Source organism: Streptomyces cyaneochromogenes (assembly GCF_003963535.1).
GTDB classification, from domain to species: Bacteria; Actinomycetota; Actinomycetes; order Streptomycetales; family Streptomycetaceae; genus Streptomyces; species Streptomyces shaanxiensis.
The window spans coordinates 7,239,059-7,259,128 of record NZ_CP034539.1 but is presented as its reverse complement, the minus strand read 5'-3'; the positions used below and the strand labels follow the sequence as shown (position 1 = coordinate 7,259,128).

Annotated in this window: 19 protein-coding genes; 7 read left to right on the top strand and 12 right to left on the bottom strand. The window is 69.7% G+C overall.

Annotated elements, in window-relative coordinates:
* Window positions 1-131: 131 nt before the first annotated feature.
* Entirely contained in the window at window positions 132-1,571 is a 1,440-nt protein-coding gene (locus EJ357_RS33210) for a gamma-aminobutyraldehyde dehydrogenase (protein WP_126395393.1), read from the bottom strand.
* 179 nt (window positions 1,572-1,750) lie between these two features.
* Between EJ357_RS33210 and EJ357_RS33205 the strand changes: the two genes are divergently transcribed.
* The 7 genes from EJ357_RS33205 (at window position 1,751) to EJ357_RS33175 (ending at window position 8,568) form a co-directional block, all read left to right on the top strand.
* Window positions 1,751-2,266: an Lrp/AsnC family transcriptional regulator gene (locus EJ357_RS33205; protein ID WP_175647606.1), complete on the top strand. Its 516-nt coding sequence runs from the start codon at window positions 1,751-1,753 to the stop codon at window positions 2,264-2,266.
* A gap of 19 nt (window positions 2,267-2,285) precedes the next feature.
* On the top strand, window positions 2,286-3,659 hold the full coding sequence (locus tag EJ357_RS33200) for an aspartate aminotransferase family protein (RefSeq protein WP_126395391.1): 1,374 nt from the start codon (window positions 2,286-2,288) through the stop codon (window positions 3,657-3,659).
* A 233-nt stretch (window positions 3,660-3,892) separates the two neighbouring features.
* Complete coding sequence (locus EJ357_RS33195) at window positions 3,893-4,633, top strand: ABC transporter ATP-binding protein (RefSeq protein ID WP_126395390.1); 741 nt, start codon at window positions 3,893-3,895, stop codon at window positions 4,631-4,633.
* Entirely contained in the window at window positions 4,615-6,024 is a 1,410-nt protein-coding gene (locus EJ357_RS33190; protein ID WP_126395389.1) for a hypothetical protein, read from the top strand. Before EJ357_RS33195 ends, EJ357_RS33190 begins: the two co-directional genes overlap by 19 nt.
* A 119-nt stretch (window positions 6,025-6,143) precedes the next feature.
* The gene (locus tag EJ357_RS33185; RefSeq protein ID WP_126395388.1) at window positions 6,144-6,563 is read left to right on the top strand and encodes a VOC family protein; all 420 of its coding nucleotides are present in this window, start codon (window positions 6,144-6,146) and stop codon (window positions 6,561-6,563) included.
* A 37-nt stretch (window positions 6,564-6,600) separates the two neighbouring features.
* Entirely contained in the window at window positions 6,601-7,722 is a 1,122-nt protein-coding gene (locus EJ357_RS33180; RefSeq protein WP_126395387.1) for an LOG family protein, read from the top strand.
* A 180-nt stretch (window positions 7,723-7,902) separates the two neighbouring features.
* Window positions 7,903-8,568 (top strand): LAETG motif-containing sortase-dependent surface protein, encoded by a 666-nt coding sequence (locus EJ357_RS33175; protein ID WP_228472684.1) that lies wholly within the window; start codon window positions 7,903-7,905, stop codon window positions 8,566-8,568.
* 68 nt (window positions 8,569-8,636) lie between these two features.
* Here the strand turns inward: EJ357_RS33175 and EJ357_RS33170 are convergent, their stop codons facing one another.
* The 11 genes from EJ357_RS33170 to rpsB form a co-directional block, all read right to left on the bottom strand.
* Window positions 8,637-9,434 carry a maleylpyruvate isomerase family mycothiol-dependent enzyme gene (locus tag EJ357_RS33170; RefSeq protein WP_126395385.1) on the bottom strand — a complete coding sequence of 266 codons (798 nt, stop codon included), beginning with the start codon at window positions 9,432-9,434 and terminating at the stop codon, window positions 8,637-8,639.
* Window positions 9,435-9,459: 25 nt separating this feature from the next.
* Entirely contained in the window at window positions 9,460-10,509 is a 1,050-nt protein-coding gene (locus EJ357_RS33165; protein ID WP_126395384.1) for an ABC transporter ATP-binding protein, read from the bottom strand.
* Entirely contained in the window at window positions 10,510-12,192 is a 1,683-nt protein-coding gene (locus tag EJ357_RS33160; RefSeq protein WP_126395383.1) for an ABC transporter permease, read from the bottom strand. It lies immediately after the preceding gene.
* The gene (locus tag EJ357_RS33155) at window positions 12,168-13,274 is read right to left on the bottom strand and encodes a thiamine ABC transporter substrate-binding protein (protein ID WP_126395382.1); all 1,107 of its coding nucleotides are present in this window, start codon (window positions 13,272-13,274) and stop codon (window positions 12,168-12,170) included. Before EJ357_RS33155 ends, EJ357_RS33160 begins: the two co-directional genes overlap by 25 nt.
* Before the next feature lie 221 nt (window positions 13,275-13,495).
* Complete coding sequence (rlmN, locus tag EJ357_RS33150; RefSeq protein ID WP_126395381.1) at window positions 13,496-14,602, bottom strand: 23S rRNA (adenine(2503)-C(2))-methyltransferase RlmN; 1,107 nt, start codon at window positions 14,600-14,602, stop codon at window positions 13,496-13,498.
* Between the two features lie 60 nt (window positions 14,603-14,662).
* Window positions 14,663-15,112 carry an SRPBCC family protein gene (locus tag EJ357_RS33145; protein ID WP_126395380.1) on the bottom strand — a complete coding sequence of 150 codons (450 nt, stop codon included), beginning with the start codon at window positions 15,110-15,112 and terminating at the stop codon, window positions 14,663-14,665.
* A 134-nt stretch (window positions 15,113-15,246) separates the two neighbouring features.
* Complete coding sequence (locus EJ357_RS33140) at window positions 15,247-16,434, bottom strand: phosphatidate cytidylyltransferase (RefSeq protein WP_126395379.1); 1,188 nt, start codon at window positions 16,432-16,434, stop codon at window positions 15,247-15,249.
* Window positions 16,434-16,991, bottom strand: a complete 558-nt coding sequence (gene frr, locus EJ357_RS33135) for a ribosome recycling factor (protein WP_126395378.1) — start codon at window positions 16,989-16,991, stop codon at window positions 16,434-16,436. Before frr ends, EJ357_RS33140 begins: the two co-directional genes overlap by 1 nt.
* A gap of 170 nt (window positions 16,992-17,161) precedes the next feature.
* The gene (gene pyrH / locus EJ357_RS33130; RefSeq protein WP_126395377.1) at window positions 17,162-17,920 is read right to left on the bottom strand and encodes a UMP kinase; all 759 of its coding nucleotides are present in this window, start codon (window positions 17,918-17,920) and stop codon (window positions 17,162-17,164) included.
* 195 nt (window positions 17,921-18,115) lie between these two features.
* A complete protein-coding gene (gene tsf, locus EJ357_RS33125; RefSeq protein ID WP_126395376.1) occupies window positions 18,116-18,952 on the bottom strand; it encodes a translation elongation factor Ts in 837 nt (278 codons plus the stop codon).
* Window positions 18,953-19,106: 154 nt separating this feature from the next.
* Window positions 19,107-20,000, bottom strand: coding sequence for a 30S ribosomal protein S2 (gene rpsB, locus EJ357_RS33120; RefSeq protein WP_126395375.1), 894 nt, complete (start codon window positions 19,998-20,000; stop codon window positions 19,107-19,109).
* Window positions 20,001-20,070 lie beyond the last annotated feature (70 nt).

The window sequence follows — 20,070 nt, the reverse complement described above, 5'->3', positions numbered from 1 at the left end:
CAGAAACACCGAAGTCCCGGACGGAACTTGATCCGCCCGGGACTGCAACGCCTCAGGGGCGCGGGGCTGTGCTCGAAATGCGGCTCCGCCGCGGGCGCGCGACCGGCCCCCACGCACCCGCAGCCGAAAAACTACGCGTCCAGGGACGTCATCACGTGCTTGATCCGCGTGTAGTCGTCGAACCCGTACGCCGAAAGGTCCTTGCCGTACCCGGACTTCTTGAACCCGCCGTGCGGCATCTCCGCGACCAGCGGAATGTGCGTGTTGATCCACACGCACCCGAAGTCCAGCGCCTTGGACATCCGCATCGCCCGCCCGTGGTCCTTCGTCCACACCGACGACGCGAGCGCGTACTCGACACCGTTCGCCCACTCGACGGCCTGCGCCTCGTCCGAGAAGGACTGCACGGTGATGACCGGCCCGAAGACCTCCTTCTGGATGATCTCGTCGTCCTGCTTGACGCCGGAGACCACGGTCGGCGCGAAGAAGTAGCCCTTCTCGCCGACCCGCTTTCCGCCGGCCTCCACGCGCGCGTGCGCGGGCAGACGCTCGATGAAGCCCTCGACCTGCTTGAGCTGGTTGGGGTTGTTGAGCGGGCCGAACAGCACGTCCTCGTCGTCCGGCTGCCCGGTCTTGGTGTCGGCGGCGGCCTTGGCGAGCGCGGCGACGAACTCGTCGTGGATGGCCTCGTGGACGAGGACGCGACAGGCGGCCGTACAGTCCTGCCCGGCGTTGAAGAAGCCCGCGACGGAGATGTCCTCGACGGCCTTGGCGATGTCGGTGTCCTCGAAGACGACGACCGGCGCCTTGCCGCCCAGCTCCAGGTGGACCCGCTTGAGGTCCTTGGACGCCGACTCGGCGACCTGCATGCCCGCGCGCACCGAACCGGTGATGGAGGCCATGGCCGGGGTCTCGTGCTCGACCATCATGCGACCGGTCTCCCGGTCACCGGTGATGACGTTGAAGACACCCTTGGGCAGGATCGACCCGATGATGTCGGCCATCAGGGCCGTCGACGCCGGGGTCGTGTCCGACGGCTTCAGCACGACCGTGTTGCCCGCCGCGAGGGCCGGCGCGAACTTCCACACGGCCATCATCATCGGGTAGTTCCAGGGCGCGACCTGCGCGCAGACGCCGATCGGCTCCCGGCGGATGATCGAGGTCATCCCCTCCATGTACTCACCGGCCGACCGGCCCTCCAGCATCCGCGCCGCGCCGGCGAAGAAGCGGATCTGGTCGACCATCGGCGGGATCTCCTCGGACCGCGTGAGCCCGATCGGCTTGCCCGTGTTCTCCACCTCGGCCGCGATGAGCTCCTCGGCCCGCTCCTCGAACGCGTCCGCGATCTTCAGCAGGGCCTTCTGGCGCTCGGCGGGGGTCGCGTCACGCCAGGCGGGGAAGGCGCGCGCAGCGGCCTCCATCGCGGCGTCGACATCCGCCTGCCCGGACAGCGGCGCGGTCGCGTACGCCTCGCCCGTCGCGGGGTTGACCACCTCGGTGGTCCGTCCGTCGGCGGCGTCCCGGAACTCACCGTCGATGTAGTTGCGCAGACGACGCAGCTCGGTGCTCACTGCCGGCCTCCTGTCAGGTCTTCACTGCTTGCGGTTGTCCACTCTCTGAGACACCCACCCTAATCGGCTGCCCCACGTTTTCAACACCCCCACTCCCCCCACTTCTGCGAAATCCGCAGGCTTCAGTCACGTAAACAACGAATTTCATCGCCGTGGCCTTGCGGAACTGTCGAGACGTCGTGCACAGTGACGTCGTGGCCAGTCGAAGCGCAGAGCACAGGGACTCACGCGAGCCCAGGAGCGGGGGTCCGCAGCTGGACTCCGTCTCCCTCGCCATCATCGAACAACTTCAGGAGGACGGCCGCCGGCCGTACGCCGCCATCGGCAAGGCCGTGGGCCTGTCCGAGGCGGCCGTGCGCCAGCGCGTCCAGAAGCTGCTCGACCAGGGCGTCATGCAGATCGTCGCCGTCACGGACCCGCTCACCGTGGGCTTCCGCCGGCAGGCGATGGTCGGTGTGCACGTCGAGGGCGACGTGGAGTCCGTGGCCGACGCGCTGACCGCCATGTCCGAATGCGAGTACGTGGTGATGACCGCCGGGTCCTTCGACCTGATGGTGGAGATCGTCTGCGAGGACGACGACCACCTCCTGGAGGTCATCAACCGACGCATCCGGGCCCTCCCCGGAGTGCGCTCGACCGAGAGCTTCGTCTACCTCAAGCTCAAGAAGCAGACCTACATGTGGGGAACCCGATAACCGTGAGGACCCGATAACCGTGAGCACCAACAGCCCTCAGGACCTCAGCAGGACTGCGTACGACCACTTGTGGATGCACTTCACGCGCATGTCCTCGTACGAGAACTCCCCCGTCCCGACCATCGTCCGGGGCGAGGGCACCTCCATCTACGACGACAAGGGCAAGCGTTACCTCGACGGTCTCGCCGGCCTGTTCGTGGTCCAGGCCGGGCACGGCCGCGTCGAGCTGGCCGAGACCGCCTTCAAGCAGGCGCAGGAGCTGGCGTTCTTCCCGATCTGGTCCTACGCCCACCCGAAGGCCGTCGAGCTCGCCGACCGCCTCGCGGACCACGCTCCGGGCGACCTCAACAAGGTCTTCTTCACCACCGGCGGCGGTGAGGCGGTGGAGACCGCCTGGAAGCTCGCCAAGCAGTACTTCAAGCTGGTCGGCAAGCCCACCAAGTACAAGGTGATCTCGCGTGCCGTCGCCTACCACGGCACCCCGCAGGGCGCCCTGTCCATCACGGGTCTGCCGGGCCTGAAGGCCCCCTTCGAGCCCCTCGTCCCGGGCGCGCACAAGGTCCCGAACACCAACATCTACCGCGCCCCGATCCACGGCGACGACCCGGAGGCCTTCGGCCGCTGGGCCGCCGACCAGATCGAGCAGCAGATCCTCTTCGAGGGCCCGGACACGGTCGCCGCCGTCTTCCTGGAGCCGGTGCAGAACGCGGGCGGCTGCTTCCCGCCCCCGCCCGGCTACTTCCAGCGGGTCAGGGAGATCTGCGACCAGTACGACGTCCTGCTGGTGTCGGACGAGGTCATCTGCGCCTTCGGCCGCCTGGGCACGATGTTCGCCTGCGACAAGTTCGGCTACGTCCCGGACATGATCACCTGCGCCAAGGGCATGACCTCGGGCTACTCCCCGATCGGCGCGTGCATCGTCTCCGACCGCCTCGCCGAGCCGTTCTACAAGGGCGACAACACCTTCCTGCACGGCTACACCTTCGGCGGCCACCCCGTGTCGGCCGCGGTGGGCATCGCCAACCTCGACCTGTTCGAGCGCGAGAAGCTCAACCAGCACGTCCTCGACAACGAGGCCGCGTTCCGCTCGACCCTGGAGAAGCTGTACGACCTCCCGATCGTCGGCGACGTCCGCGGCAACGGCTTCTTCTACGGCATCGAGCTGGTGAAGGACAAGGCGACCAAGGAGTCCTTCAACGCCGAGGAGACCGAGCGCGTCCTGTACGGCTTCCTCTCCAAGAAGCTCTTCGAGAACGGCCTGTACTGCCGTGCCGACGACCGTGGCGACCCGGTCATCCAGCTCGCCCCGCCGCTGATCTCCAACCAGGAGACGTTCGACGAGATCGAGCAGATCCTGCGCGCGACGCTGTCGGAGGCGTGGACCAAGCTGTGACGCGCCCGGCCACCTGGCCGATCCCGCCGACCGGCGGAAGTTGATCTTCCGTCTGGATGATCAACACCGGCCCCGGAGCCGCCCGTTCGAGTGAGAAACGGCGGCCCGGGGCCGTGTGTTGTCCGGGGTCCGGGTGACGGCTGCCTAGCGTTCCTGTGACCGATCGGCCGAGCCATCGTTCCCCCGCACGGGGGATCAGGTACGGGAAACGGATCAGAAGCGAGGTGTACGTCATGGTGGCCCCGCCGGACAACGACGTGCTCTGGGCGCGCGCCCTGCACTTCACCTACAACGACGGCTCACCCGCGCTCAGCGGCGTCTCGCTCGGTGTCCAGGAGGGCGAGGTCCTCGCCGTCATCGGTCCGCGCGGCAGCGGCAAGACGACCCTGCTGCAATGCCTGTCGGGCCTGCTCCCGGTACGGCGCGGCGAGGTCTGGTTCAACAGCGTGCCGGTGCACAAGATGGGCCCGACGGACCGCGAACGGCTGCGCCGCGACCGCTTCAGCTGGATCGACCCGGCCCCGTCCCTGGTCCCCGAACTGAACGTCTGGGAGAACGCCGCCCTCCCGCTGATGCTGCGCGGCACCAGCCGTCGGCGTGCCAAGACGGCCGCGCTGGAGTGGCTGGAGCGCCTGGACGTCGGCAAGGCGGCCCGCAAGCGCCCGCACCAGCTGGTCCAGTCCGAACGCCAGCGCGTCTGCATCGCCCGGGCCCTGGCCCCCTCGCCCACGGTCCTGTTCGCGGACGAGCCGGCGGCGCCCCTGCACCGCACCGACCGCACACAGGTCCTGCGCACCCTGACTACGGCGGCCCGCTCGCACGGCATCACGGTCGTCCTGGCCAGCTACGACGCGGACGCGGCTCCCCTGGCCGACCGCAGGATCACCCTCCTGGACGGACGGCGTGTGAACACGGTGCAACTGCCCCCGGTCGGCGAGGCGGAAGGCCGGGCCGCGTGCTCGCTCTCCGTCTGACGCGCGGCGCCCAACCCGCCGTACAGCTGCGCCGCCTGCTGGTGGCGGCGGCGTCCGCGGGCACGAGTTTCCTGCTCCTGAGCGCCCTGGGCTACGCACTGTCCCACCCCGGCTCCCCCGGCTCCTCGCTCCTTCGCCTGGCCTGGTGCCTGCCCCCGCTGGCGGCGACGATCCACTTCGCGGTGGCGGTGGCCCGCACGGACCCCGGCGCCAAGCCCCGCTCCGGCCTCTCGGCGATCGGTCTGGGCCCGGCCCGCCTGATGGCCGTCTCGGCGACGACCACCGCCCTGTCCTGCACGCTCGGCTCGATGGTGGCCCTGCTGTTCTTCCTCCACCTGCGAGGCGACCTGACGGGCATGCCCTTCGACGGCGCCGCCGCGGAATTCCTGGCCGCCGACACCCCCCTGCCTCTCCCGGCCACCCTGACCCTCCTCACGCCGGTACCGGCGATCGCCTCCCTGGCGGTGGCCTTCGCGCTCCGCCCGAAGGAACGGCACCCGCGGACCCGGCCCGCGGGACGGTCGCCCGTCCGCGTCGGGGCGTACGGCACGTCGGCGGCACGGGGGACCTTCGGGGCGTACGGCAGGTTCGGGGCCCATTCGGGTCGGGGTGGGGCTCCCGCGCAGGGCGCGCAGGACGGCACCCCGCAGGCACAGCCGAGCGACCCGCCCCAGACAGCGGCCCCCACTCCGGGCGACCCGGCAACCGACTGGACGGAAGCGGTGGCCAACCCCACCGACGACGCCGCCGCCCCGGCTCCCGTGCTCCCTCCGGCTCCCGGCAAACCCCCCGCCGGCCTCCCCTGGGGCATCGCGGTGATCGCCGCGGGCCTGACCGTGGAGGCCTACGCGGTCCACGCGGCGACCGGCACCACCCTCACCATGCCCGTCGCCCTCCCCACCGGCCCCGCCGGCACCCTGCTGGGCTGGCTCCTCACCGCCCTCGGCCTCACCCTGGCGGCCCCCGGCCTCACCCACCTGTGCGGCCGCCTCCTCCAGACCGCACGCCCCGGCGCCCTGCGCCTGCTGGCCGGCCGTGTCCTCATGGCGGAAGCCGTCCGTATCGGCCGCCCCCTCGGCATCGTCTGCGCCGCGACCTCCGGCGCGTACGCGATGGCCACCCTCTCCGACCCCGACGCCACGTCCGCCTTCGGACCCCTCACCACCGTCGGCGTCACCCTGGTCACCAGCTGCACCGTGGCCACCCTCCTGACGGCCACCCTGGAGGCCAAGCAGGCACGCGCCGAGACCACCGCCGCACTGCTCCGCCTCGGCGCCCCCACCTCGATGCTCCGCAGCGCGGCCGCCCTGCGCGCCGGCGTCCTGATGGCCTTCTTCGGCCCCCTCACCCTGATCGTGGCCGAGCTGGCGGCACTGCCCCTGGCGCGCTGAGGCCGTAGGGCACCCCGCCGAAAAACTCACGGGAAAAAATCTCCCGCCCGGCGATGAGTTCCGCACGACCCCCCGGTCTACCCCACCGAACAGCAGCCACCCCGATGGGAGAGACCCCGATGACCGCGCCCGCGTACCAGCAGATGATCTTCGTGAACCTGCCCGTGAACGACCTCGACGCCTCGAAGAAGTTCTTCACGGAGCTCGGATACTCGATCAACCCGCAGTTCAGCGACGAGAACGCCGCCTCCGTCGTGATCAGCGACACCATCGTCGCGATGCTGCTCACCAGGCCGTTCTACGCGACCTTCACCGACAAGGAGATCGCGGACGCCACGAAGACCAGCGAGGTGCTGGTCTGTCTGAGCGCCGAGAGCCGCGACAAGGTCGACGAACTCGTCGACAAGGCCGTCGCCGCCGGCGGTACCGCCTCGGCGAAGACCCAGGACATGGGCTTCATGTACGGCCGCGCCTTCGACGACCTCGACGGCCACACCTGGGAGGTCGTCTGGATGGACCCCTCGGCCATCGAGGGCTGACGCCCGCCGGACGAAGCACGGTGCCTAGCATGGGCGCGTGCAGACGATGCCCGCCCATGCGGCCCACCACAACGACCGTGAGATAGAGACGCTGGAGGAGTTCGACGCGACCGTCTCGGCGCGCGGCAACCTGGCCGGATTCCGTGTCCAGGCCGTCGACCTGACGGACCGTACGCGCGAACTGCTCGGCACGGACACGGCGGGCGCCGTCTTCCTCGGCTGCCCGATGCGCGAGGAGGCGGCCGCGAAGATCCGCACGGACGGCGCCCTCGTCTTCCCGCCGGTCCCGGACCTGCCCTTCGACCCGTACCGCGGCCTGGTCTACTCCCCCGACGAACTCTTCGCGTCCTTGGCGGACGGCTACGAGGCCACGCCCGACGCCCGCGCGTACGCCTGGTTCCAGCGGACCAGGGCGGACGGCGACATCCACGCCTCCATGCTGCGCGCGGTCCACGACGACTCCGTCTCCGACGCCCTCGACGAACTCCTCTGCGGCGCCCGGGTGGTCGGCGTCATGGGCGGCCACGCGATGCGCCGCGGCACGGAGGCGTACGAGGGTGCCGCGCGGCTCGGCCGGGAGCTGGCCCGCGCCGGCTTCACGGTCGCCACGGGCGGCGGCCCCGGCGCGATGGAGGCCGCGAACCTCGGCGCGTACGCCGCCCCGCACGACGACGAGATGCTCGCCGACGCCCTCCAACTCCTCGCGAAGGCGCCCGGGTTCACGCCCTCGATCACCGACTGGGCGACGACGGCCTTCGAGGTGCGCGGCCGCTGGCCCAAGGGCGGCACGTCCGTCGGCATCCCGACCTGGTTCTACGGCCACGAGCCGCCGAACCCCTTCGCCTCCCACATCGCCAAGTACTTCGCCAACGCCACCCGCGAGGACGGCCTCCTGGCCCGCTCGAACGCGGGCGTGGTCTTCCTGCCGGGCGCCGCCGGGACCGTCCAGGAGATCTTCGACAACGCGACGCCGAACTACTACGAGTCGCGCGGTGAGCCCACTGCGATGGTCCTGGTCGACCGCACGCACTGGACCGAGGAACTGCCTGCCTGGCCCCTGCTCCAGTCGCTCGCGCGAGGCCGCTCGATGGAGTCCCGTATCGCCCTGGTTGACCGGATCGAGGAGGTACCGGAGGCGTTGAAACGTCTCGGCGATTAATAAGAGGGCAAAGCCAACGCCTGTGGGCTGCCTACACGTTGACACTGCTTATGTCACGCTTATAAACCTGTGAGACTGCTGGGGACGGTGATGACACATCACCGACCTCTCCAACCCCCCTCCGTGGTGCAACTCGTAAGGACAAACGTGTCCATAAACCGCCGTACTGTCGCACGTTCCGTGCGCGCCCTGGGTGTCGCCTCCGCCTCGGCGGCGCTCGCGCTCGGCCTCGCGGGCAACGCGCTCGCGTGCGACATCAGTGAATTCTCCGCCGAAGCCAAGTGCGACGGCGACAAGGGCGTCATCACGGTCACCGACGTGGACCCCAGCGGGATCCCGGCGACCGTCAGCGTGTACCTGCAGAACAACGGCGCCGACCTGAAGAAGATCGGCGAGCAGGTGGTCAAGGGCTCGCGCGAGGGTGTCACCATCACCTTCACCGAGAACTGGAAGCCGGACGCGGAGTACCGCGTCCACGTCAAGGCCGCCGGCTATGTCGACGAGGACATCAAGCCGAACCTGACGACGCCGTCCACGGCGTGCAAGAAGGAAGAGGAGGAGCCGCCGGCTCCGTCCGACACCCCGACCCCGTCGGACTCCGCCTCGACTCCGGCGGAGGAGACCGACACCCCGACCCCGACCCCCTCGGAGAGCGAGAGCACCGCTCCCGCGGGCACCGAGAGCAACGCTCCGGCCCCGGCGGACGCCGGTGACTCCAACCTCGCCGAGACCGGTGCGAACTCCAACACCGGGCTGATCGCCGGCATCGCGATCGGTCTGGTCGCGCTCGGCGGTGGCGCCGTCTTCTTCGGCATGCGCCGCCGTGGGGCGAGCAGCGACCGCTGACGCCGTCGTACGCCCGTAGGGCCCGTCCCCGCTTCCCGGGGGCGGGCCTTCGCCTTACTCGGCCGGCGTCAGCCGAAGGTGGCCCGCTCCAGCCAGAACTCCAGCAGCTCCCGCTCGCCGAGGACCTCCAACTGCGGGCTGTCCAGCGGCAGTCGGCGGTAGAAGGCGAGCAGGACGGCGGTGAGCGGGCCGCGCAGCGCGACGGTCGCCTTCTCGTGGCCCCGGCGCCAGGCGACGGCGTCCTCGGCGAGGTCGATGAACCACTCCGCGTTCACGTCGGGGGTGTTGTCGGTGGCGTGCAGATGGATACTGCTCCCCGGCCTACGCAGCTCCCTCGCCGGATCGTCCGGCAACGTCCGCTGCGCCCACTCGACGATCTGCAGCCACTCGTCGATCGCGTCGGCGGCCACATCCGGCGCGACCTCGTAGGGCAGCCCGGCGGCGAGTGTCGCGTCCGCGCGGTGGACGGTGATCTCGTGGGTCATACGGCGGGCCCAGAACCCGGCGTTGAGGATCCCGGCCCAGCCCCACACCTTGGCATCCGGACCGGCCTCTCGCAGGGCGGCGACCATCATCTCGCCGGTCTCCGCGAGCCAGGCGTCCAGGGCCGCGGGGTCTCCCCTGTCCTCGGGCCCCTCGACCCCCGGCACCTGCTCCTCCGGGATCTCCTCCTGCGCCCGCGTGCGCACCATCAGCTCCACCCAGCGCAGGGCGCCGCCCGTGTGCCGTACGAGCTGCTCCAGCGACCAGTCGGGGCAGGTGGGCACGGTGGCCGACAGGTCGGCACCGGAGGTCACGACAGTCCTCAACAGGCCTACCTGGTGGGCGATCTCGTCGCAGTAACGGTCATGTGCGAGCAGCGTCATGCCCCGCACCCTATGCGCGCGACGATCAACCGAGCACGACAATTTCCGCCGCGTCGAACTCCACCCCGACCGTGTCCCCGACCTCCGGCGCGTCGCGCAGCGCACACGCCGCCTCCAGGCGCGGCGCGTCCTCCGGCTGGAGGTGCACGGCGACATGCGTGCCCTTGAACGTGCGCGCCGCGACCGTGCAGCGCAGCCCGGCCTCGGGGGCCACGAGCCGCACCCCGGCCGGCCGGACCAGCAGCGTCCGCGTGCCCTGCGCGGCGCCCTCACCCACCGGCAGCTTGCCCCAGGGCGTGTCGGCGGCCTCCCCGGCGACGGTGCCCTCGACCACGTTGTCGAACCCGAGGAAGCGCGCCACGAACTCGTCCACCGGCCGCTGCCACACCTCGAGCGGCGTACCGCTCTGGGCGATCCGCCCGTCCCGCATCACCACGACCCGGTCGGCGAGCGCGAAGGCCTCGCCCTGGTCGTGCGTCACGGCCAGCACGGTGGTGCCCAACCGCCCGAACAGCTCCCGCAGTTCGACGACCAGCCGCTCCCGCAGCGAGCGGTCGAGCTGGCCCAACGGCTCGTCCAGCATCAGCAGCCGGGGCCGGGGCGCGAGGGCGCGGGCCAGCGCGACCCGCTGCTGCTCCCCGCCGGAGAGGGAGGCGACGGCACGCCCGGAAGCTCCCGGCAGTCCGACGAGCTCGAGCAACTCCCGTACCCGCTCGGCCTGTTCCCCCTTGGAGGCGCCGTGCATCCGCGCCCCGAAGGCGACGTTGCCGCCGACGTCCCGCTGCGGGAACAGCTGATGGTCCTGGAACATCAGCCCGACGCCCCGCTTGTGCGCGGGCACCCCGGCCTGGTCCCGCCCGTCGAGCGACACCCGCCCGGCATCGAGGGGTTGCAGCCCCGCCACCGCCCGCAGCAGCGTCGACTTGCCGCTGCCGCTCGGCCCGAGCACGCACACGATCTCGTGCTCGGCGACCTCGAGGTCGACGCCGTCGAGCACGGCACGCCCGCCGAAGCGCACGGTCGCACCCTCGAGGCTCAGCAGCCCCGGCACCGTCCGGAAGTCACCCGTCAGCATCTAGAACTCCCCCGTCCGATCCGTACGAAGCCGCTCCAGCACCAGCAGCGCCACCGCGCACACCACCATCAGTACCGTCGAAAGGGCCATCGCCTGGCCGTAGTTGAGCTCGCCCGCCCGCCCCAGCAGCCGCGCGACAGCGACCGGCAGCGTCGGGTTGTCGGGCCGCGCGATGAACACGGTCGCCCCGAACTCCCCGAGGGACACCGCGAAGGCGAACCCGGCCGCGATCAGCAGCGCCCGTCGCACCATCGGCAGATCCACCTCGCGCCAGACCCGCCAGGGCGAGGCCCCCAGCACCGAGGCCGCTTCGCGCAGTCGCTGGTCCACGGCCCGCAGCACGGGCAGCATGGTCCGTACGACGAAGGGCACCCCGACCAGCGCCTGGGCCAGCGGAACCAGGATCCAGGTGCTGCGCAGGTCGAGCGGCGGCTCGTCCAGGGCGATCAGGAACCCGAACCCGACCGTCACCGCGGACACCCCGAGCGGCAGCATCAGCAGCGCGTCGAAGCCGCGGACGAACCGGCCCGCGTCCCGTCGGGTCAGCGCGGCCGCCGCCAGACCTCCGATCAGCACGGCGATGAGGGTGGCGACCACGGCGTACTGCAGCGAGTTGCCGATCGCCTCGATAGGCGCGACGAGGAAGACCCCGCCGTCGGAGCTGGTCAGCGCCCGGTAGTAGCCGAAGTCGGGGGCGTCCAGCGACCGCTGCACCAGCACGGCCAGCGGCAGCAGCAGGAGTACGACGATGACGGCCAGGACACCGGCCAGCAGCGCCCACTGCCCCGCCCCGCGCGGCCGCCGCGCGGTCACCGACGCGTCCACCAGACGCAGGGCGCTCTCCCGTCGCCGTACCGTCCAGGCGTGCACGGCGAGGATGCAGGCCACCGCCAGGAACTGGATGATCGTCAGGACGGCGGCCGTGGACAGGTCGAAGATCTCGGACGTCTGCCGGTAGATCTCCACTTCGAGGGTCGAGAAGGTCGGGCCGCCCAGGATCTGCACCACACCGAACGAGGTGAAGGTGAAGAGGAAGACCATGAGCGCGGCGGCCGCCACGGCGGGCGCGAGGGCCGGGAGGGTGACCTGACGCCAGGCCTTCAGAGGCGACGCGCCGAGCATCCGCGCGGCCTCCTCCTGGCGCGGGTCGAGCTGGGACCAGAGCCCGCCGACGGTCCGTACGACGACGGCGTAGTTGAAGAAGACGTGCGCGAGCAGGATGGCCCACACGGTGGTGTCGAGCCGTACGCCCCACAGCTCGTCGAGGAGTCCGCCGCGGCCGACGAGCGCGAGGAACGCCGTACCGACGACGACCGTCGGCAGCACGAAGGGGACGGTCACCACGGCCCGCAGGACCTGCTTGCCGGGGAAGTCGAAGCGGGCGAAGACATAGGCGCCCGGCAGCGCGAGCAGCAGGGTGAGCGCGGTGGACGCGAGCGCCTGCCAGGTGGTGAACCACAGGACGTGCCGGATGTCGGACTGCCCGAGCACGTCCCAGAGCCGCCCGAACTGCCACACCCCGTCGACCTTCAGACCGCGCGCGACGATCGCGGCGACGGGGTAGGCGAAGAAGAGCGCGAAGAACGCGACGGGCACGGCGATGAGGCCGAGCCGCGCCGCGCCGCCCTTGAGGGCTTTCGTGCGGCCCTTGCCCGGGGCTACTTCAGTACGAGCGAGGTCCACGACTTGACCCAGTCGTCACGGTTGTCGGCGATCTTCGCCGGGTCCATGGTCTCGGGGTTCTCGGCCTGGGGGCCGTACTTCGTGAACTCCTCGGGCACCTGGGCGCCCTCGCGCACCGGGTAGACGAACATGTTGAGCGGCATGTCGTCCTGGAACGTCCTGGTGAGCATGAAGTCGACCAGCGCCTTGCCGCCCTCGGCGTTCTTGGCGTTGCTGAGCAGGCCCGCGTACTCGACCTGGCGGAAGCAGGTGCCGGTCGCGACGCCGGTCGGCGCGGTCGTCGGCTTCGGGTCACCGTAGATGACCTCGGCGGGCGGCGAGGAGGCGTACGACACGACGAGCGGTCGGTCGGCCTTGGCCTTCTTGCCGCCGGCCGAGCCCGAGAACTCCTCGTTGTAGGCCTGCTCCCAGCCGTCGACGACCTTGACGCCGTTGGCCTTGAGCTTCTTCCAGTAGTCCTCCCAGCCGTCGTCGCCGTACTTGGCGGCGGTGCCGAGCAGGAAGCCGAGGCCGGGCGAGGAGGTGGAGGCGTTCTCGGTGACGAGGAGGTTCTTGTACGCAGGCTTGATCAGATCGTCGTACGTCGTCGGCGGGGCCAGCTTGTGCTCGCTGAAGTACGCCTTGTCGTAGTTGACGCAGATGTCGCCGGTGTCGATGGGGGTGACCCGGTGCTTGTCCTGGTCGACCCGGTACTGCTCCTCGATCTCGGCGAAGCCCTTCGCCTCGTACGACTGGAACAGCCCGTTGTCGAGCGCCCGCGACAGCAGGGTGTTGTCGACACCGAAGAAGACGTCGCCCTGCGGGTTGTCCTTGGTCAGGATCGCCTTGTTGACGGCCTGCCCGGCGTCGCCGTCCTCCAGGACCTTGACCTTGTAGCCGGACTGCTTCTCGAACGCGGCGAGGACGTTCTTCGAGGCGGCGAACGAGTTGTGGCTGACGAGCGTCACGGTCTTGGACCCGCCGGACCCGCCGGATCCCTCGTCGTCGGACGACGATCCGCACGCGGACAGCGTGACGAGCCCGAGGCCGACGGCCAGGGCCAGATACTTCCTGGTGGTGCCGGTGGTGCTGGTGGTGCTCACTGACTTCCTCCTGGGATGGACCAGGAAGAGACGCGGCCCTGCCCGGGAGTCCTTCTTCGGCTCCCGGGCAGGGCGCAACAGCTTGAGTGATGACCGAACTTCCTACCCAGAATGACCTGGGCGAGGTTCAGAGGGTCTGCGGGCCTGATTGCCGCACTCTCAGCGCTGTGGCGCTCCCCTGTCGGAATATGAAGATGTACGTACGGGTGTACGCGCTCAGATTACCGCTCGGTGGCCGCCAGCTGACCGCAGGCCCCGTCGATCTCCTGACCACGGGTGTCCCGGATCGTCACCGGTACACCATGCGCGGCGATGGCCTCGACGAACGCCTTCTCGTCCTCGGGCCGCGACGCGGTCCACTTCGACCCGGGAGTCGGGTTCAGCGGGATGAGATTGACATGCACGGGCTTGCCCTTGAGCAGCCGCCCGAGCCGGTCACCGCGCCAGGCCTGGTCGTTGATGTCCCGGATCAGCGCGTACTCGATCGACAGCCGGCGTCCGGACTTCTCGACGTACTCGAACCCGGCGTCGAGGACCTCGCGCACCTTCCACCGCGTGTTGACGGGTACGAGGGTGTCGCGCAGCTCGTCGTCGGGCGCGTGCAGCGAGATCGCGAGCCGGCACTTGAAGCCCTCGTCGGCGAACCGGTGGATGGCCGGGACGAGGCCGACGGTCGAGACGGTGATCCCGCGCTGGGACAGCCCGAGCCCGTCCGGCTCCGGATCGGTGAGCCGCCGAATGGCGCCCACGACCCGGTTGTAGTTGGCGAGCGGCTCGCCCATCCCCATGAAGACGATGTTGGACAGCCGAGCGGGCCCACCGGGCACGTCCCCGTCCCGGAGCGCCCGCATCCCGTCCACGATCTGATGGACGATCTCGGCGGTCGACAGATTCCGGTCCAGCCCCGCCTGCCCGGTCGCGCAGAACGGGCAGTTCATCCCGCAACCCGCCTGGGAGCTGATGCACATGGTCACCCGGTCCGGATACCGCATCAGCACCGACTCGACGAGCGTCCCGTCGAACAGCCGCCACAGTGTCTTGCGGGTGTCGCCCTGGTCGGTCGACAGATGCCGTACGACGGTCATGAGCTCGGGGAAGAGCTCCTCCCGCAGCTTGGCGCGCGACCCGGCGGGGATGTCGGTCCACTGCTCCGGGTCGTGCGCGTACCGCGCGAAGTAGTGCTGCGAGAGCTGCTTGGCACGAAACGGCTTCTCACCGATCGCGGCAACGGCGTCCTTACGCTCACCGGGCGTGAGATCGGCAAGATGCCGCGGCGGCTTCTTGGCTCCGCGGGGGGCGACGAATGTGAGTTCTCCGGGCTTAGGCATGGCCGTACCAGTGTCGCAGATCCACTGGAGTGGCCCGTTCGGCACCGGGGCGCAGGACGTTCAGTCGGTCGTGCGCTCCAGCCGGTCCTTCAGCAGTTGCTCGTCGCGCGGGAGTTCCTTGCGGACCTGCGGACGGACGACGAGGGGCACCAGGACCTTGCCCAGGCCGTGCCCTTCGAAGTCGATCTCTATGGTCACGCGGGAGCGCCGTCCGTCGTCGAGCGGCTCGATCTCACCGTGGGTGCGTGGCCTGACGGGGCCGTCGACCCCGTGCAGATCCCAGCTGTGCGGTGGGTCGAGCTCGTCGAACTCCACGGTCATCGGGATCTCGCGGGTGCCGATGCGCCGGGTGACCCGGACCTGGGAGCCGGTGTGGACGGGCCCCTCGTCGAGTTGCTCCGCGGACACGGCGCTCAGTTGCCATTCCGGCAGGTGGGACGGATCGGTGATATACGCGTAGACCTCGTCCGGCGCGCAGTCGACGTCGATGACTTCTCGGATGGCGGCCATGATGACCCCCTTTGAGGTGCCTTGAGGACGTACACCGGAATCGTCCCACCAGACGACGCGCGGCACCATCGCGCGCAAGAACGAGGAGCCCCCGCTCTACGAAAGCGGAGGCTCCCCGGACACTGCCCGATCCGTCAGCCGCTCCCCACGAAAAGCACCAACAGGAGCCACACGACAGGAGCCGTCGGCAACAGCGAGTCCAGCCGGTCCATGATCCCGCCGTGACCCGGCAGCAGCGTGCCCATGTCCTTGATGCCCAGGTCGCGCTTGATCATCGACTCGCCGAGGTCACCCAGCGTGGCGCTGGCCGCGACCGCGAGGCCCAGCAGCAGGCCCTGCCACCAGGTGCCGTCGTCGATCAGGAAGTGCATGCACAGCGCGCCCGCCACCATCGCGAAGCTCACCGCGCCGAGCAGGCCCTCGCGGGTCTTGCCGGGGCTGATGCGGGGAGCGAGCTTGTGCTTGCCGAAGCGCCAGCCGACGGCGTACGCGCCGGTGTCGCTGACGACCGTCAGGAGCAGGAACGTCAGGACGCGGAACGCGCCGTCCTCGGCGGTGAGCATCATCGCGACGAAGGTCGCCAGGAACGGCACGTAGAACGCCGCGAAGACGCCCGCGGTGACGTCCTTGAGGTAGCCCTCGGGCGGTTCGGTCATGCGCCAGACGAGTACGGCCAGTGCGGTCAGCGCCATCGAGACCCAGGCACCCTCGGCACCGCGGACGTACCCGGCGACGACCATGGCGGCACCGCCGAGCGCGAGCGGGACGAGCGGCGCCTTGATGCCCTTGCGCTCCTCGAGCCGCTTGGTCAGCTCCCACAGACCCACGACGACGGCGACCGCGACCACGCCGACGAACACGGCCTTGACGACGAACAACGACGCGACGATCACCACGCCGAGACCGACACCGACCCCTATGGCCGCACCCAGGTCGCGCCCCGCGCTCTTCTTCTGCGGCTGGGGCGCCGGCTGCGGGACGTCGGGCATGGGCTCCGGATTCTGCGGCGCCGCCTCGTAGGGCCGCGCCTGCGGCGTGTCGTACGGCCGCGCGTGCTGCGGCTGTTCGCGGAACAAGGGGCCGCTCAGGCGAGCGGCCCCCCGGTCGTCATCCTGGTCGTCGCCGTATCGAGGTACAGCGGGTCCGTCGGGCACGATGGGCATGGGGCGAGTCTGGTGCGCCTCAGGCGCATCGTACGCGGGACCCGCCGGGGCAGCCCCCTGGACAGATCCACGCTCGGCGGCGGCCCCCCAGTACCCGGCTTGCCCGGTGTGTCCGGCATGCCCGGCTTGTGGCGGCGCCCCCCAGGAAGAGTCGTTCATCAGACCTCGAGCAGCTCCGCTTCCTTGTGCTTCAGGAGCTCGTCCACCTGGGCGACGTACTTGTGCGTGGTGTCGTCGAGCTCCTTCTCCGCACGGCGGCCCTCGTCCTCACCGATCTCGCCGTCCTTGATCAGCTTGTCGATGGCGTCCTTGGCCTTGCGGCGGACGGAGCGGATGGACACTCGCGAGTCCTCGGCCTTGCCCTTGGCGACCTTGATGTAGTCGCGGCGGCGCTCCTCGGTGAGCTCCGGGAACACCACACGGATGATGTTGCCGTCGTTGCTCGGGTTGACGCCCAGGTCGGAGTCCCGGATCGCCTGCTCGATGTTGCGCAGGGCCGTCTTGTCGAACGGGGTCACCACCGCCATGCGCGGCTCCGGCACGGAGAACGAAGCCAGCTGGTTGATCGGCGTCGGCGCGCCGTAGTAGTCGGCCACGATCTTGTTGAACATCGCCGGGTGCGCACGGCCGGTGCGAATCGCAGCGAAGTCCTCCTTGGCGACCACGACGGCCTTCTCCATCTTCTCCTCGGCCTCGAGGAGGGTCTCTTCGATCACCACTTGCTCCTGCGTGTCTTGAGTTAAAGGCCCGGCTGCGGTTCCAGGGTGGGGGCGGCGGCCGGCTGCGTCGCGTCTTCTTCCTGCACGGTTCCCGACCGGCAGGACATTGTCCATCCCCCGGTCAGGGTCCGTCCCGTCCGTCCCCCGGACGGGGTCGTTCTCGGGCGTCAGCCCTGGCTGCCCTGCTCACCCACAAGCGTGCCGATCTTCTCACCATTGACGGCGCGCGCGATATTGCCCTCCGCCAGAAGCTCGAAGACGAGGATCGGGAGCTTGTTGTCGCGGCACAGGGTGACCGCCGTGGCGTCGGCGACCTTGAGGTCGCGGGTGATGACCTCGCCGTAGCCGAGGGAGTCGAACTTGACCGCGTCGGGGTTGGTCTTCGGGTCGGAGTCGTAGACCCCGTCCACGCCGTTCTTGCCCATGAGCAGCGCCTCGGCGTCGATCTCCAGGGCACGCTGGGCGGCGGTGGTGTCGGTGGAGAAGTACGGCATGCCCATACCGGCACCGAAGATGACCACACGGCCCTTCTCCAGATGCCGTACGGCACGCAGCGGGATGTAGGGCTCGGCGACCTGGCCCATGGTGATGGCGGTCTGGACCCGGCTGTCGATGCCCTCCTTCTCCAGGAAGTCCTGGAGGGCGAGGCAGTTCATCACGGTGCCGAGCATGCCCATGTAGTCGGAGCGGGCCCGGTCCATGCCGCGCTGCTGGAGTTCGGCGCCGCGGAAGAAGTTGCCGCCGCCGATGACGACCGCGACCTGCGCGCCGTCGCGGACGACGGCTGCGATCTCGCGGGCGATCTTGTGCACCACGTCCGGGTCGACGCCGAGGCCCCCGCCGCCGGAGAAGGCCTCTCCGGACAGCTTCAGCAGAAACCGGCCGCGTACTTTGCCGTCGTCGCTCTTCTGGGGCTTGGTGGTCATCGAGATCCCGCCTTTGTTACGTGGTGCACATACGAAGAAGGCCATTGCCGGTTGGGGTGTGTTTCGCATCCCATGCGCGGCAATGGCCTCCTCGTCAGATCTGCTGTCGTCCGTCACGCGCGCGTGCGCGGTGACGGCGTCCGCCAACGACTGCCCTCGACCTTATAGGGGCCGGGCGCCGATCGCGGCACGGACTCAGATGCCGACCTTGATACGCGAGAAGCGCTTCAGGGTGACACCGGCCTCGTCCAGGATCTTCTGGACGGACTTCTTGTTGTCGAGCGCGTACGGCTGGCCGAGCAGCGTGGCGTCCTTGAAGAAGCCGTTGAGGCGACCCTCGACGATCTTCGGCAGGGCGGCCTCGGGCTTGCCCTCGGCGCGGGTGGTCTCCTCGGCGACGCGGCGCTCGGACTCGACGACCTCGGCCGGCACGTCCTCCTTGGAGAGGTACTTCGGCGCGAAGGCGGCGATGTGCTGGGCAACGCCCTTGGCGACCTCGGCGTTCGGCTTGTCCAGCTCGACGAGGACACCGATCTGCGGGGGCAGGTCGGGCATCGTGCGGTGCATGTACGCGGTCACGAAGCCGTCGGCGTACTGCGCGAAGCGGTCCAGGACGATCTTCTCGCCCAGGTTGGCGTTGGCCTCGTCCACGAACGCCTGGACGGTCTTGCCGGCCTCGATCTCGGAGGCGAGCAGGGCCTCGATGTCGGCCGGGGAGGTCTTCGCGACGTGCTCGGCGATCGCGTTGGCGACGGCCTGGAACTTCTCGCCCTTGGCGACGAAGTCCGTCTCGCACTTCAGCTCGACGATGACACCGGAGGAGTTGTCGTCGGCGATGAGGGAGACCACGGCGCCGTTCTCGGCGGAGCGGCCCTCGCGCTTGGCGACGCCCTTCTGGCCCTTGATGCGGAGCGCTTCGACAGCCTTCTCGACGTTGCCCTCGGCCTCGTCCAGCGCCTTCTTGCAGTCCATCATGCCGGCGCCGGTGAGCTCACGGAGCTTCTTGACGTCGGCGGCGGTGTAGTTCGCCATGAGTCTGTGAATCTTTCTCGAAGTCTGGAAGATCGAAGATCTACGGGGTCTACGGCCCCATGGAGTAGCCGGGGCCGCTGACCTTCCGTCGACCTACGGGTGAACGGCGGGAGCGGACCTCATGTCACTGCTCCCGCCGTCAACACCGACGGTGTCAGGCCTGCTCGCCCTCGGCGGCCGGAGCCTCGGCAGCCGGAGCCTCAGCGGCGGCAGCCTCGGCGGCGGGGGCCTCAGCGGCCGGAGCCTCGGCGGCGGCCGGAGCCTCGTCGGCCTTCTTCTCGCCCTCGAGCAGGTCGCGCTCCCACTCGGCGAGCGGCTCGCCCGCGGCCTTCTCGCCCTTGTCGCCGGTGGCGACGCCGGAGCGGGCGATGAGGCCCTCGGCGACGGCGTCGGCGATCACACGGGTGAGCAGGGTGACGGAGCGGATCGCGTCGTCGTTGCCCGGGATCTTGTAGTCGACCTCGTCGGGGTCGCAGTTGGTGTCGAGGATGGCGACGACCGGGATGTTGAGCTTCCGGGCCTCGCCGACCGCGATGTGCTCCTTCTTGGTGTCCACGATCCAGACGGCGCTGGGCACCTTCTGCATCTCGCGGATACCACCGAGGGTCTTCTCGAGCTTGGCCTTCTCACGCGAGAGGACCAGGAGCTCCTTCTTGGTCAGACCCGAAGCGGCGACGTCCTCGAAGTCGATCTGCTCGAGCTCCTTGAGGCGCTGCAGACGCTTGTAGACGGTGGAGAAGTTGGTGAGCATGCCGCCCAGCCAGCGCTGGTTGACGTAGGGCATGCCGACGCGGGTGGCCTGCTCGGCGATGGCCTCCTGCGCCTGCTTCTTCGTGCCGACGAACATGACCGTGCCGCCGTGGGCGACGGTCTCCTTGACGAACTCGTAGGCGCGGTCGATGTACGACAGCGACTGGAGCAGGTCGATGATGTAGATGCCGTTGCGCTCGGTGAAGATGAAGCGCTTCATCTTCGGGTTCCAGCGACGGGTCTGGTGACCGAAGTGGACGCCGCTCTCCAGCAGCTCCCGCATCGTGACGACGGCCATGGCCGTTCTCCTTGAATTTCTCGGTTGTGCCGCGGGGGCCGGTCGGCTCCCGCGCCTGACGCCCACATGC